Annotated in this window: 12 protein-coding genes; 2 read left to right on the forward strand and 10 right to left on the reverse strand. The window is 67.0% G+C overall.

The features are described from left to right. Positions 1–10 precede the first annotated feature (10 nt). Positions 11–382 carry a hypothetical protein gene (locus AC07UW_RS16230; RefSeq protein ID WP_495212421.1) on the forward strand — a complete coding sequence of 124 codons (372 nt, stop codon included), beginning with the start codon at positions 11–13 and terminating at the stop codon, positions 380–382. Between the two features lie 79 nt (positions 383–461). Here AC07UW_RS16230 and AC07UW_RS16235 read toward each other — a convergent pair whose 3' ends face one another. The 10 genes from AC07UW_RS16235 to AC07UW_RS16280 all read right to left on the reverse strand — a co-directional run bounded on the left by AC07UW_RS16235 (position 462) and on the right by AC07UW_RS16280 (position 12,093). Further along, on the reverse strand, positions 462–1,436 hold the full coding sequence (locus tag AC07UW_RS16235) for an ABC transporter substrate-binding protein (protein ID WP_223494940.1): 975 nt from the start codon (positions 1,434–1,436) through the stop codon (positions 462–464). Positions 1,437–1,454: 18 nt separating this feature from the next. Continuing rightward, the gene (locus tag AC07UW_RS16240) at positions 1,455–3,194 is read right to left on the reverse strand and encodes an amino acid ABC transporter permease/ATP-binding protein (protein ID WP_336027573.1); all 1,740 of its coding nucleotides are present in this window, start codon (positions 3,192–3,194) and stop codon (positions 1,455–1,457) included. Continuing rightward, a complete protein-coding gene (locus AC07UW_RS16245; RefSeq protein WP_495212422.1) occupies positions 3,191–3,751 on the reverse strand; it encodes a GNAT family N-acetyltransferase in 561 nt (186 codons plus the stop codon). The genes AC07UW_RS16240 and AC07UW_RS16245 overlap by 4 nt, the downstream gene beginning before the upstream one ends. After that, positions 3,748–4,968, reverse strand: a complete 1,221-nt coding sequence (locus AC07UW_RS16250) for a M20 aminoacylase family protein (protein ID WP_495212423.1) — start codon at positions 4,966–4,968, stop codon at positions 3,748–3,750. The genes AC07UW_RS16245 and AC07UW_RS16250 overlap by 4 nt, the downstream gene beginning before the upstream one ends. A 4-nt stretch (positions 4,969–4,972) precedes the next feature. Continuing rightward, entirely contained in the window at positions 4,973–6,316 is a 1,344-nt protein-coding gene (locus tag AC07UW_RS16255; RefSeq protein WP_495212424.1) for an LLM class flavin-dependent oxidoreductase, read from the reverse strand. A 16-nt stretch (positions 6,317–6,332) separates the two neighbouring features. Continuing rightward, positions 6,333–7,310 (reverse strand): LLM class flavin-dependent oxidoreductase, encoded by a 978-nt coding sequence (locus tag AC07UW_RS16260; protein ID WP_495212425.1) that lies wholly within the window; start codon positions 7,308–7,310, stop codon positions 6,333–6,335. A gap of 14 nt (positions 7,311–7,324) precedes the next feature. Further along, positions 7,325–7,687 (reverse strand): DUF3088 family protein, encoded by a 363-nt coding sequence (locus tag AC07UW_RS16265; protein WP_025874933.1) that lies wholly within the window; start codon positions 7,685–7,687, stop codon positions 7,325–7,327. A gap of 166 nt (positions 7,688–7,853) precedes the next feature. Then, complete coding sequence (locus tag AC07UW_RS16270) at positions 7,854–8,879, reverse strand: LLM class flavin-dependent oxidoreductase (RefSeq protein ID WP_495212426.1); 1,026 nt, start codon at positions 8,877–8,879, stop codon at positions 7,854–7,856. 3 nt (positions 8,880–8,882) lie between these two features. Next, positions 8,883–9,464 (reverse strand): FMN reductase, encoded by a 582-nt coding sequence (gene msuE, locus AC07UW_RS16275; RefSeq protein WP_495212427.1) that lies wholly within the window; start codon positions 9,462–9,464, stop codon positions 8,883–8,885. A gap of 52 nt (positions 9,465–9,516) precedes the next feature. Beyond that, a complete protein-coding gene (locus AC07UW_RS16280) occupies positions 9,517–12,093 on the reverse strand; it encodes a TonB-dependent receptor plug domain-containing protein (RefSeq protein WP_495212428.1) in 2,577 nt (858 codons plus the stop codon). Between the two features lie 315 nt (positions 12,094–12,408). Here AC07UW_RS16280 and AC07UW_RS16285 point away from each other — a divergent pair, with 315 nt between their 5' ends. Continuing rightward, on the forward strand, positions 12,409–13,410 hold the full coding sequence (locus AC07UW_RS16285; protein ID WP_336027550.1) for a helix-turn-helix domain-containing protein: 1,002 nt from the start codon (positions 12,409–12,411) through the stop codon (positions 13,408–13,410). Positions 13,411–13,464 lie beyond the last annotated feature (54 nt).

Here is a 13,464-nt window from a genome sequence, read left to right on the forward strand (position 1 = left end):
AGGAACCGAAGTGATCGAACTTGTACTCGATGGCAGCCCTGTCGCCGCCGCTACCGACGTTCAGCTGGCCAGCGCACTCGCGCTGGCCGCATCCATACCCCAGTTCGAACTGTGGGCATCGGTGCCCGACGGTCCATCGCTGTGCATGCTGCGCAATGCCGAGCATGCATGGCTGATGTACCTGCGCGAGCCCGGCGACGACGGCTTCCATTCCTGCGGAAACGAACACCGCGCCGGCAACGCCTACTTTCGGCTCGACAATGGCCAGGTGGATGGCTATCCCCTGGCGTGGTGCATCGGCATCGAGGCGTGCTTCGCCGGGATCAGCTTCTTTCACGGCAATGGAGGCGCCCGCCTGGAACACATCGATTGGCAGCCCTGACCCCGGTAGAGGCCGACCTTGGTCGGCACGACCCGCCTCGCATTCCGGTGGGTGCCAACCGTTGGTTGGCACGCCTGCTTCAGAACCCTGGCAACCCCGGCGGATTGGTCTGCGACTGCGGCACCGCTTCTTCGGCCACATTCCAGCGGGCCAGCACCTTCGCGTAGGTGCCGCTGCTGATCTGGGTGTTCAATGCCTGGGTCACCGCATCGGCCAGGCCACTGCCCTTGCGCGTGGTCACCGAAATCGCCGCTGCGTCCGGCCAGCCACCCGGGAACAGGCCGACCCGGCGCACCTTGCCATCACGCGCCGAATAGGCGCCGGTGGCATTCGGCTCGAACGACACGTCGGCGCGGCCGGTGATCACTGCCAACCGCCCGATCACCGCATCATCGAAGTACTGGTACTCCACCGGTTTCAGGCCTGCGGCGATGTTCTGCTTGTCCCATTGGCGCAGGATCTGGTCCTGGTTGGTGCTGGCCCCCACCACCACTTTCAGCCCTGCAACGTCGGCCGGTGTGGCGATCTTCTGGATCGGTCCATCGGTGCGGGTGTAGATGCCCAGCAGGTCGAAACGATAGCTGGAGAAATCGAACTTCTTCTTGCGTTCTTCAGTGACCGTCACGTTCGACAGCACCGCATCGTACTTGCCCGACTCCAGCCCCAGCGGCCAGTCGGCCCAGGCCACCGGCACCACCACCAGCTTCAGGCCCAGGCCATCGGCGATCAATCGTGCGATGTCCGGCTCCACGCCCACCACTTCCTTGCTGTCGGCACCGTAGTCGGCCAACGGCAGCTGGCCGGGATGGGTGGCGATGGTGAATGTGCCCGGGGTGACGAAGCGATAGCCGGCCGGAATCAGCGCCTGCGCCTTCGGATCGGGCGTGCCCTTCAGTATCTGCGCGTTGCTGGCGGCCAGCGAGGTCGCCGCAACGGGCACGCCGTCGGGGCCCTGACGCACGCGCGAATAGACGATGCCGGCAATGCCGATGACCAGCACACCGACGATCAACAGGGTGCTGCGGGCGGGACGTCGCTGCGATGCTGGGCTCATGGCGGTTCTCGAAAGGGGTTACAGGGTCTTGGCCAGGAAATCGGCGGTGCGTTGCTGGCGCGGGTGTTCAAACAGCGCGTCCGGCGTGCCCTGCTCGATCACCCGGCCCTGGTCCATCATCACCACGTGGTCGGCCACGCGGCGGGCGAAGCCCAGTTCGTGGGTGACGATCACCAGCGTGGTGCCGGAACTGGCCAGTTCCTCGATCACGCTCAGCACCTCCGACACCAGCTCCGGGTCCAACGCGGAGGTCGGCTCGTCGAACAGCAGCACCTTCGGCTGCAGGGCCAGCGCGCGGGCGATGGCCACACGCTGCTGCTGGCCGCCAGACAGCTGGCGCGGGAAAGCATCGGCCTTGTCGGCCAGCCCCACCCGCTCCAGCAGGGTGCGTGCCTGCTGCTCGGCCTGGGCGCGCGAAATGCCGCGCACCGCGATGGGCGCTTCGATGATGTTCTCCAGTGCGGTCATGTGCGGGAACAGATTGAAGCCCTGGAACACCATGCCGACTTCCGCGCGGCGACGGCGGATCTCACCTTCCGGCAGCTCGTACAGGGTGTCGCCGTCGCGGCGGTAACCGATCAGCTGGCCGCCCACGGTGACGAAGCCGCTGTCAGCACGCTCCAGGTGATTGATCAGCCGCAGCAGCGTGGACTTGCCCGCACCGGACGGACCAATCAGTACGGTCACGCTGCCGGCCCTCAGTTCCAGATGCACGTCATCAAGCACCGTCTGCTCGCCGAAGGCCTTGCCCACCCCCTGCAGGGACACAGCCGCGCCCGTTCCGGCCTCGATCGGCACGGCAAATGCCGCACGGCTGGGCGCGCGTGCAGCGGTCGCCGCCGCCCGCGGTGCTGCAGACGATACCCGCGACACGTTGCGCTCGTGCTGCAGCTGGCCGCGGGCAAAGCGCTGCTCCACCCGTCGTTGCAGCAGCGAAAGCACCGTCAGGATCACCAGGTACCAGACGGTAGCCACCATCAGCAGCGGCACCACCTCCAGGTTGCGCCGGTAGATCACCTGCACGGTGTAGAACAGCTCCGGCAACGCCAGCACGTAGACCACCGACGTGCTTTTGGCCAGGCCGATCACATCATTGAACGCTGCGGGCAGGATCGAACGCATCGCCTGCGGCAGGATGATGCGGCGCACCTGGCGCCCACGCGGCAGGCCCAACGCTGCGGCCGCCTCGTACTGGCCGTGGTCGACCGACAGGATGCCACCACGGATCACCTCGGCCGAGAACGCCGCCTGGTTCAAGGTGAGGCCGAGCACGGCGGCAGTGAACACGCCGATCAGCTGCGTGGTCGGGTACGAGAACAGGCTGATGCCGGTGAAGGGAACGCCCAGTTCGATGGTGCTGTACAGGTAGCCCAGGTTGTTCAGCAGCAGCAACAGCACCAGCAGCGGAATCGAACGAAACAGCCACACGTAGCCCCACGACACCGCCGACAACAGCGGTGAACCGGAGACCCGGGCCAAGGCCAGCAAGGTGCCCAGCGCGAAGCCGAGGCCGGTACCGAGTGCGGTCAGCAGCAGCGTTCGCCCCAACCCTTCCAGTACCGGCCGGGCAAAGAACCACTCGGCGAACGTGCCCCAGCCCCAGCGCGGATTGCCCAGCACCGACTGCAGGCCGATCAGGATCAGCGCGAGTGCCAACACCGTGCCGATCACCTGCAACGGATGCCGCGCCGGCACGATCTTCAGCGCCGTGGCCGGCTGGCGGACAATGCCCTCGATGGCAGTGGAAGGCGTACTCATGCCGCCGCTCCATGCAGTGCGAGGGCGGTTGCGTCGCCCGCCTGTGGCTGTGGCACCAGATGTTTCTCGAACGGCAGATGCGCGATGGTTTCCGGGTCCGCATCCAGATCGAACAACGCGGTGTAGCCGTGGCTGAGGTACAGGCCGACCGCCTCGGGCTGGCGGAAGCCGGTGGTCAGGAATACACGCCGATAGCCCTGCCGTGCAGCCTGGTCTTCCAGTTCCTGCAGCACGCGCCGGGCGATGCCCTGCCGACGCAGGCCAGGCAGCGTCCAGATGCGTTTGAACTCGGCGGTGTCCACATCGCGATGCGGCATGAACGCGCCACCGGAAATCGCCACGCCGTCGCGCAGCAGCAGCACGAACGCACCGACCGGGGTAGCGAAGGCTTCGGCCGGATAGCGCTGCAGTTCCTCGCGCGCACTGCCACCGATACGCCGGCGCACGTCCGCATAGCGGTTGTCGTACTCCTGCTCCAGGCCGTCGAACAACGGGCGCGCCAGCGGGTCGTCCACCGAGGTGTACAGGAACCGATCGTTGTCGTACCGCACGCTCATGCCACGTCCTCCACCAGATAGTGCTCGGCCAGACGCGCCCACAGGCTGGCCGCCGGGGCGATGGCCGCGTCGTTGAACACATAGCGCGGGCTGTGCAGCGGCGCGCTGTCGCCGTTGCCGACGAACACGAAACTGCCCGGCCGCGCCTGCAGCAGGAAGGCGAAGTCCTCGCTGGCGGTACGCGGTGCGAAGGCCTCCACCACCTGCCCTGCACCGAACCCCAGTACCGCCACCTCGCGGACGTAGGCCGTCTGCTCGGGGTGGTTGATCACGCTGGGGAAGCCGCGCGGGAATTCGATCTCGGCACGTGCACCGAAGGCAGCGGCGCTCTGCTCGGCAATTTCGGTCACCCGTCGGCGCAGCGTATCGCGCACCTCCGGCAGGTACGCGCGCACGGTCAGCTTCAGCTCCACCACATCGGGGATGACATTGGCCGCCTGCCCACCGTGGATCGAGCCGACGGTGACCACGCCCATCTGCCGCGGATCGACATTGCGCGACACCACGCTCTGCAGCGCGGTGATGATGTGCGCGGCAGCCAGGATCGGATCGACGCTGCCCTGCGGCTCGGCGCCGTGGCCGCCCTTGCCGATCACCCGCAGACGCGCCCAGTCCACCGATGCCATTGCCGGTCCGTCGACGAAGCCGAAGTGCCCCACCGGCACGCCCGGCCAGTTGTGCAGGCCATAGATGGCATCGACCGGGAAGCGCTCGAACAGGCCATCGGCGATCATCTTCGAAGCGCCCGAGCCGGTTTCCTCGGCCGGCTGGAACACCAGCTGCAACGTGCCATCGAAACGCCCGTGGTGCGCAAGGTAGTGGGCAGCCGAGAGCAGGATGGCGGTGTGGCCATCGTGGCCGCAGGCGTGCATCAGTCCTTCGCGCTGGCTGGCATAGGCCAGCCCGGATTCTTCATGGATCGGCAGCGCATCGATGTCGGCGCGCAGACCCAATCGGCGACTGCCCTGCCCACGCTGCAGCGTACCGACCACGCCGGTGCCACCGATGCCGGTGCTGACCGCATAGCCCCATTGCTGCAGCAGCTCGGCCACGCGGGCGCTGGTGCGGTGTTCTTCGAAGGCCAGTTCCGGGTGCTGATGCAGGTCGTGGCGGATCGCGATGGCCTGGTCGGCACGTGCCACGATTTCGGGCAGTACGCCCGTTGCCGGCGAACTCCGCCGGGCATGGCCCGGCGCTACCGAAGTGTCTCCGCTCATCGCCTTATCCCGCCTTCCGCGCCGGCTCGGCATCGGTGCTGTAACGGCTTGCCTTGCGCGGCAGGCCCAGGTGGTCGCGCAGGGTCTGTCCTTCCAGTGCACTGCGGTGGTAACCGCGTGCTTCCAGCAGGGGCAGCACCAGCGTTACGAAATCATCCAGGCCTTCGCGCTGCGCGGCGAAGCCGAGGATGAAGCCATCGCTGGCGCCAGCGTCGAACCAGCGGATCAGTTCGTCGGCCACATGTTCCGGCGTGCCGATGAAGTTCGGCCGCGGGCTCACCGCCTGCAGTGCCACCTGGCGCAGGCTCAGGCCCTGCTCGCGCGCATCCTGCTTGATGCGGTCGGTGGTGGAGCGGAAGGAATTGGCGCCGATGTCACCCAGCTCCGGGAACGGTGCATCCGGGTCGTACTGGCTGAAATCATGGTGGTCGAAGAAGCGGCCGAGATACGCCAGGGCATCGTCCAGCCCGGCCAGCGCGGCAATCGCCTGGTACTTGGCCTCGGCGTCTTCCTCCGTGCGGCCGACGATCGGGCCGATGCCCGGGAAGATCTTGACGTCACCGGCGCTGCGGCCATGGGCGATCGCCGAGTTCTTCACCTTCTGGGTGAACGTACGGGTCTCCTCCAGCGACGGCGCGTGGGTGAATACTGCATCGGCGTACTTGCCGGCCAGCGCAATGCCATCGTCGGACGATCCGGCCTGGAAGATCACCGGCTGGCCCTGCGGCGAGCGCTGGATGTTGAGTGGGCCTTCCACCTGGAAAAAGCGGCCCTTGTGATCCAGCCGGCGGAACTTCTCCGGCGCGAAGAACGTGCCGCTGTCGCGGTCACGCACGAACGCATCGTCATCCCACGAATCCCACAGCCCCTGCACCACCTCCAGGTACTCATCGGCAATCTGGTAGCGCAGCGCATGCTCAGGATGCGGACGCCCGTAATTTCGTCCCGAGCCTTCCAGCGGCGAGGTCACCACGTTCCACCCTGCACGGCCACCGCTGAGCAGATCCAGCGAAGCGAATTGGCGCGCCACGGTGAACGGGTCGCTGTACGAGGTGGAGAGCGTTCCGGCCAGGCCGATCTTCTTCGTCGCCGTCGCCAGCGCCGACAGCAGCGAGATCGGCTCGAAGCGGTTGAGGAAATGCGGGATCGACTTCTCGTTGATGTACAGCCCATCGGCAACGAAGCCGAAGGCGATGCCGTTATCCTCGGCGGTACGCGCGATGTCGATGTAGTAGCGCAGGTTGACGCTGGCATCGGGCACGTTGGACGGGTGCTTCCACGCATGCATGTGGCTGCCGGGGCCCTGCAGCATGATGCCGAACGGGATGGGACGCGGGGTCGTGCTCATGGGGTCGCTCCAGCAGTCAGGCCACCGCCGCGCGGGGTGCGGGCGACAGCAGTTCAAGGGACGTCAGGCGTGCGTCGAGGTCGGCCACCGGCGCGTCGAGGATGAATTCACCGACGCCGAAGCGGCGGTGCAGCGCATCCAGCTCGCTGCGTACATGCTGTGCATCGCCAGAGAGCACGCTGGGGCGTGTTTCTTCGACGCGGAAATCAGTGACACCCACCTGCCTTGCGTACTCGGCAGCGGCCTCGGGGCTGGGCAGGTTCACCGTCTGCCCTGGGGCCAGGTGCAGCTTGTAGACCCGCAGCGCGCCGATATAGCGGGCGGCGGCCTCGCTGGTGGGCGCGGCGAAGGCCACGGTTGCCAGCAACGGTGCGTGCGTGGAGACCGTGCGATACGCCTCGAAGGCGGCCTCGATGTGCTTCGGGTCACCATCGAAGTGCGCGGCATACACGAAGCGCCAGCCAAGTTCCGCAGCCTGCCGCGCGCTCTGCGGGCTTGCACCCAGCAGGAAGCGCTCCGGCGCCGTCTGCGGAATCGGCCGCGCCTTCGCATCAGCCTGCGTATCAGACAGATATCCTTCCAGGTCGCGCAGCTGCTGGTCGAAATCGGCGAACGCCGGACGCCCGGCGGCCAGTGCGGCGGTCGATGCAGGTAGACCACCCGGCGCCTTGCCTACGCCCAGATCTACCCGCCCTGGCGCCAGTGCCGCCAGCAGATTGAAGTTCTCGGCCACCTTGTACGGTGCGTAGTGGCGCAGCATCACCCCGCCACTGCCGATGCGGATGCGCCGGGTCTGCGCCAGCACCCACGCCGCCAGCACTTCCGGTGCCGGGCTGGCCAGCGTCGGCGCGGCATGGTGTTCGGCAAACCAGTAGCGGTGGTAACCCAGTTGCTCGGCGCGCTGCGCCAACTGCAGGCTGTTGCGCAGCGCCTGTTCCGGCGTGCTGCCGTCGGCCACCGGGCTCTTGTCCAACACGCTGGTGAGGTAGCTCATCGTCACGTCCTCGCTCAGGGATGGGCCACGGGAATGCCGAGCAGGCCATTCAGTGCCGCCAGGATCGGCTCGGCACCGGAGATGTACTGGCGTTGCTGGTACTCGCCACTGGCGTGCTCATTGACCACGCCCTGTGGCAGCACCAGCTTCGGCAGCGACTGGTCCTGCTCGCCGATCTCGGCGATCACCTCGCGGCGCGGCCGGCTGAAGCCGATGCGGCGCACATCCAGTTGCGCGTCCAGGCCCTCGATGCTCGACAGCGCACCTTCCAGCAGCAGGCTGTGCCGGCAGAAGAAGCGCTGGCCGGGCAGCTGGCCGTCCTCGAACTCGCGGTCCAGCAGGAACAGGATGGGTTTGTGGGTTGCGTCTACAGCCACGGGATCGTCCTCGTTGGGGCCGGCAATGCACTGCCGCTTCGATATCGATGCTAGAGAAGGACGGCCCGATGCCAGCGCAGGAACTCGACAATCCACGGTCGGATCCGGCCATGCAGATGCAGGTTGGCAATAAGCAGACTGCCGGCCGTTATGGGCGCGGGCGGCATCACGCCGCTTGCGCAGGTGCGCGCCAGCCCAGCGCCGGCGCGATGTCCTCGATCACCGTGGTGAGGATGCGCCGGTAGTCCTGCTCGGGCAGTTCATAAGGCAGTTCCACCCGCAGCTCGTCCACCTGCTGCAGCAGCGGATCGGCCTGCAACCGCGCGATGATCTGCGCCGTGCTGCCGACCACGTCGGGTGCGAACATCGTGCGTCGCGGCCCTTGCGGGGCCAGGGTGCGCGCATGCCGCTGGGCACTGAAGGCCTCGATCCGCTGCCGCGTGGCCGCATCCACACCGTCGGTGGGCACCAGCACCCGCCCCACCGCCACGCGGCGTGCGCTGCCTACCGGCAATGCCGCACGATAGGCCTGCAGGTGCTGCAACTGCGCGCCAAAGAAGTCATCACTCAGCTCGGCACGGTTGACGTTGCCCAGCAGCAGATGCAGCCCCTGCTCACCCGCAGAACGCGCCGACTGCAGAGAGCCAGCGCCATACCAGACCCGGTCCACCAACCCCGGCGCATGTGGCTGCAGACGCGGGCGATAGCGCGTGGCGGCGTTGCCGACTTCGGCATCGGCGGCGCCCAACGGTTCACCCCGCAGCGCTTCCAGCAACCGCGCCACCCGGCCATGGGAAAAGTCGATGCGCGCAGGGTCGCTGTCGTACAGCAAGGGCCCTACCAGCCCGCCGTGTGGCGGCGCGCCGGTACTGACGCCTACCTGCAGCCGGCCACCGGCCAGCGCGTCCAGCAACGACAGATCCTCAGCCAGGCGGAATGGTGTTTCATAGCCCAGCTGGATCACCGCACTGCCCAGTTCGATGCGCGTGGTGTGCTGGCTGGCCGCCGCCAGGAACACCGCTGCCGAACTGATGCCTGGCTCCAGGTGGCGGTGGCGAACCCATGCGCCGTCATAGCCCAGCTGTTCGGCAAACGCGATCAGCGCCAGCGTCGCGTCCAGGCCCGCGCGTGGTTGTTCCGGCAGATAGCTTCCCGGCGTGAGGAACGCCAGGTGCCGCAGCTGCACCGCCACGTCCTAGGCGATCCTGCGCAGCGGCGCAGGCAGCACCGCCGCCAAGTGCGCCACGTGTCCCGCCGCTCGCTCGGCCGCCAATTGGATGCGTGCCTGCAGTGCAGCGCTGTTGATCCGGTCGCCGTCGAAGTCGGCCGGCGTGGCATACACCCCGATCGGCAACGTATGCGCCTGCAGGAAGCTGAAGAGTGGACGCAGCTGATGATCGATCACCAACGCGTGGCGCTCACTGCCACCGGTAGCCGCCAGCAGCACCGGCGTATCCACCAGCGCGTCCAGCCCGATGAAGTCGATCAGGTGCTTGAACAGGCCCGGATAGGACCCGCGATAGACCGGCGCGGCCGCCACCAGCAGCTGCGCCGATTCAATCGTGGCCAGCGCGCGCTCCACCTGCGGCTCCACTTCACTGCGCTGCAGCGCCTGCCCAAGCGAGCGCGCGATCGGCGCCAGCTCGACCAGCTCCACGCTGATGTTGACCCGCTCGCGCAGTTCTTCCAGCAGATGCCGCACCAGCAGCAACGTGCGCGAGTTGGCCGACGCCGTCGGCGAACCAATCAACGCAACCACATTCAATGCAGATGACATGAAACGCTCCCATGTAGAGCCGAGTCACACTCGGCTGCGTAGTGCATGAACCTCAGAACCGGTAATTGACACGCCCGTACCAGAACGTCCCGACGTTGCTCAGCACATCACCGCTGTCCCAGGTGGTCTCGATGCTGGCCACATCGGTGGCGCTGCGTGCGTACGCAGGCACCTTGCGGGTGCGCTTGTCGAACACGTTGTTGATGCCCAGCGCCGCACTCCAACCGGCACCCAGCTCGACGCCACCGGACAGGTTGGTCACCAGCACCGGCGGCTGCTTGTACTCCACACCGTTGTTCAGGCGCTTGATCGGGCCGTAGTAAGTGAAGTCTACGTTCGAACGCCAGCGCCCGTTCTGCCACCCCAGCCCCGCCACCTGCGTGTACGACGGCGTGCGGAAGCGCAGCGCGTACTCGCTCGACTTGGTCAGCAGGTTGATGTTCGGCAGCCCCTGCAACGCCTGCGGAATCGCGCTCACTTTCTGGATGGTGGTGCGGCCCACGTTGGCCGCGTAGCTCCAGCGCAGCTTGCCCCACTGCGTTTCCTGGTTCGCCTCCAGGGTCAGCTCCACGCCGCGCGTGCGGGTGTCGCCCACGTTGGTGAAGTAGCTGGCATAGAACGCATCACCGGGCAGGATGCTGATGCCGGCCGTGCCCAGCAGCGCATCGATGGTGTTCTTCTGCGCGGCGGTCAGCACGGTCCCACTGTTGTCGGTCACCCGTGCCGGGTCCTGCGCGTTGTAACCGATCTGGCTGGACTGGCCCAGCTGGCCACGGATGTCGATCTGGTACGCATCCACCGCCAGGTGGAATGCCGGGCTCGGGTCCCAGGTCACGCCGAGGCTGTAGTTGGTGGCCTTCTCCGGCTTCAGTGGCGTAGCGCCCAGCGCCACTGCTGCCGGCGAAGCGACCTGCGCCACCAGCGTGGTACCGCACGGGCAGCTGCCGGTGGCCTGGTAGAACTGCGCGCCCAGGCTCGGCGCGTGGAAGCCATTGCTGACCGTGGCACGTACGCCCAGCGCATCGGTGAAGTCGAAGCGCGTGGTCAACCGACCGGTCGACACCGTGCCGAAGTCCGAGTGGTCTTCCCAGCGCGCGGCGGCGTCCAGGTACCAGCGCGACGTGATGTTGGTGGCTGCACCTGCATACACCGCCTTGCTGTTGCGGGTGGCCTTCACCGCATCGGCGGTGGAGTAGCCGACGAAGGCAGCCGCACCAAAACCAGTGTACGACTCCCACTGCCCTGCCCCGCGTTCGTATTGTTCGTGCTGGTACTCGGCACCGGCACTCACTTCCAGTGGCGATGCGAAGGCCGCCACCTCGAAGCCGCGACGCAGATCAAGGTTGGCGATGCCCTGCTGGTAATCCAGCTTGCCGTCATAGAAGTCGGTCGGCGAGCCGGGGTACGGCAGCGAGTAGTTCACCGAATTGCGGGTGTAGGTGCGCACCGTGTTGCGGTTGCCGGTCAGGCTGAAGTCGTAGTCCCACCCCGCAACCTGGCCCTTCACCCCGGCCGTGCCGGTGTACTGCTTCTCCTTGGTTTCCAGCACCGGCAGGAAGCCATCGGGAAACACGCGCAGCACGCCCGGCGCCTTGTAGGTGGTGAAGATCGTCGCCGGCAGGCGGAAGTTCTGGATCGCCTGCGCGGTGCGGTCGCTGGCGGTCGCATTCGCATAGAACTGGGCGTTCTCGCCCAAACCATGGCCCACGTTCACCGCGAAGGCCTTCAGCGCATACGACGGCGAGCTGAGGATGATGTTGGCCTCGGCATCGCGCCCGGCCTCGGCCGGGTTCGGCGTCGCTCCAGCCGGCAAGCGGTTGTTTGGACGCAGCGCCACCAGGTTGCCGTTGCCATCCACGGCGGGATAACTCAGGTAGCCGTCGATATAGCGCCGCGTACGGATCGCATGGTGCTGGCGCGTGCTCTCGCCGGACAGGTTGATGAAGCCGTCCTCGCCCCACGGCAGGCCGATGTTGGCGCGCACGCTGGTGCGGCTGCCGTCGCCATCGGTGCTCTGCCCGCTCTCCACCGACACATCGCCACCGTGCGCCTGCGATTTCAGGATCACGTTGATCACTCCGGTGATCGCGTCCGAACCATAGATGGCCGAAGCGCCATCACGCAGCACCTCCACATGGTCGATGGCCGACACCGGAATCAGCGCCAGATCGGCCCAGGCGTGGCCGGGGTAGCCGCCACCGTTGGCGCCACTGACATACGCGCTGGCGTTGCGGCGCTTGCCGTTCACCAGCACCAGCGTGTAACCCGGCGACAGGTTGCGCAGCTGGTAACCGCGGATCAGGCTTTCCTGGTCGCTCTGGTAACCGCCGATCTGGCTCAACGATGGCAGGCTGCGCTGCAGCGCTTCCAGCAGGTTGGCCTGGCCGGTCGCGGCCAGGTCCTCGGCGGAGATCACGTCGATCGGTGTCGAGCTGTTCTTCACCGTGCGCGTGCTGGTGCGTGAACCGGTCACCACCACCGCATCCAGCGTGGACGCGGCAAGGTTGGCGGAGGTGGCGGTGGTCGCCGACGGTGCATCGGCCTCAGCCGCATACGCCGGGGCAGCGGCAAGAGTGGCGGCAATCAGCAGGGAGAGCGTGGACAGCGCAGGAATGTGGGCAGAAGGCATGGGGGCTCGTGGGGGTGGGCCGGAGACACGCCTCCATTCAAGAGCCCACGCCCAACACGCAACAGCGGATATCGCGTCATGTGACCGTCACATCGCGCCAGCCACATGACTGCTGGTAATGATCTTACGCAGCCTGCACACACCGGGTCGGATCCCTTTCCAAAGGAAAGGGCTCTGACCCCATACACGCGAATCCGCAGGGTCAGAGCCCTTCCTGCGGAAAGGATCTGACCCCTGTCTCCATATACCCCGCGGGCATCACCTCATGCCCGCGCGCCACTCAGCGGCACGTGCCTTCATCGGTAGCATCAAGCCATGCCCACCCTGCCTGCCGATCCGACCGCGCCCACCGTCGCCATCGTGGCCTGCCACGGCCAGGGCCTGTTCGAATTCGGCTGCGCGGTCGGCCTGTTCGCACCCATCCGCCCTGAACTGGGCGTGGCCTGGTACCGCACCCAGCTCTGCGCTGGCGAGCCCGGTGCACTGCGCATGCTCGGCAGCGCGCAGGTGCAGCTGCCCTACGATCTGAGCGCCGTCGACGACGCCGACATCATCGTCATTCCCGGTTGGCGCGAACCCAGCGAGCGCCCACCGCAGGCGTTGCTTGATGCCCTCACCCGCGCCCACGCGCGCGGCGCACGCATCACGTCCATCTGCTCCGGTGCATTCGTGCTCGCCTGGGCTGGCCTGCTCGATGGTCGCCAGGCCACCACCCACTGGCGGCTCACCGACACACTCGCCCGCGAGTTCCCACGTATCCACGTGCGCGACGATGTGCTGTACGTGGACGCCGGCAGCATCATCACCTCGGCCGGCTCGGCTACCGGCATGGACATGATGCTGCACATGGTGCGCAAGGATTACGGCGCGCGCGTGGCCAATCTGGTGGCCGAACGGCTGGTGCTGGCACCCTGGCGTGATGCCGAACGCAGCCAGCGGGTCAGCCGCGCGATCCCGCTGGGCGAGCCCACGCGGCTGGCGAAACTGATGGAATGGATGCGCCGCAACCTGCGCGAGCCGCATTCGCTGGGCAGCCTGGCCGAACAGGCCGCACTCAGCCAGCGCACCCTGCAGCGGCAGTTCCTGGAAGCCACCGGCCTGTCGCCCATCGATTGGCTCATCCGCGAACGCGTGGCCTACGCACGCGAACTGCTGGAAACCACCGACCGTCCGCTGCAATGGGTGGCCGAACAGGCGGGGTTCGGCTCGCAGGAATCGTTCCGCCGGCACTTCCGCGGCATGGTCGATGCCAGCCCCATCGAATACCGCAACCAGCACCGCAGTGGCCTCAGCGCCGACCGGCTGGTGGGTTGCTGACAGCCTCGCCGTCTTTGCAGGCAGCGATCCACCCGGCAAGATGCAGGCACGCCC

Source organism: Stenotrophomonas sp. GW821-FHT02D01, assembly GCF_059421765.1.

What these genes read in the sequence shown, in the direction of transcription:
- AC07UW_RS16235 (WP_223494940.1), bottom strand. Translation starts at nt 1,436, where the DNA reads ATGAGCCCAGCATCGCAGCGACGTCCCGCCCGCAGCACCCTGTTGATC.
- AC07UW_RS16240 (WP_336027573.1), bottom strand. Translation starts at nt 3,194, where the DNA reads ATGAGTACGCCTTCCACTGCCATCGAGGGCATTGTCCGCCAGCCGGCC.
- AC07UW_RS16245 (WP_495212422.1), bottom strand. Translation starts at nt 3,751, where the DNA reads ATGAGCGTGCGGTACGACAACGATCGGTTCCTGTACACCTCGGTGGAC.
- AC07UW_RS16250 (WP_495212423.1), bottom strand. Translation starts at nt 4,968, where the DNA reads ATGAGCGGAGACACTTCGGTAGCGCCGGGCCATGCCCGGCGGAGTTCG.
- AC07UW_RS16255 (WP_495212424.1), bottom strand. Translation starts at nt 6,316, where the DNA reads ATGAGCACGACCCCGCGTCCCATCCCGTTCGGCATCATGCTGCAGGGC.
- AC07UW_RS16260 (WP_495212425.1), bottom strand. Translation starts at nt 7,310, where the DNA reads ATGAGCTACCTCACCAGCGTGTTGGACAAGAGCCCGGTGGCCGACGGC.
- msuE (WP_495212427.1), bottom strand. Translation starts at nt 9,464, where the DNA reads ATGTCATCTGCATTGAATGTGGTTGCGTTGATTGGTTCGCCGACGGCG.
- AC07UW_RS16280 (WP_495212428.1), bottom strand. Translation starts at nt 12,093, where the DNA reads ATGCCTTCTGCCCACATTCCTGCGCTGTCCACGCTCTCCCTGCTGATT.
- AC07UW_RS16285 (WP_336027550.1), top strand. Translation starts at nt 12,409, where the DNA reads ATGCCCACCCTGCCTGCCGATCCGACCGCGCCCACCGTCGCCATCGTG.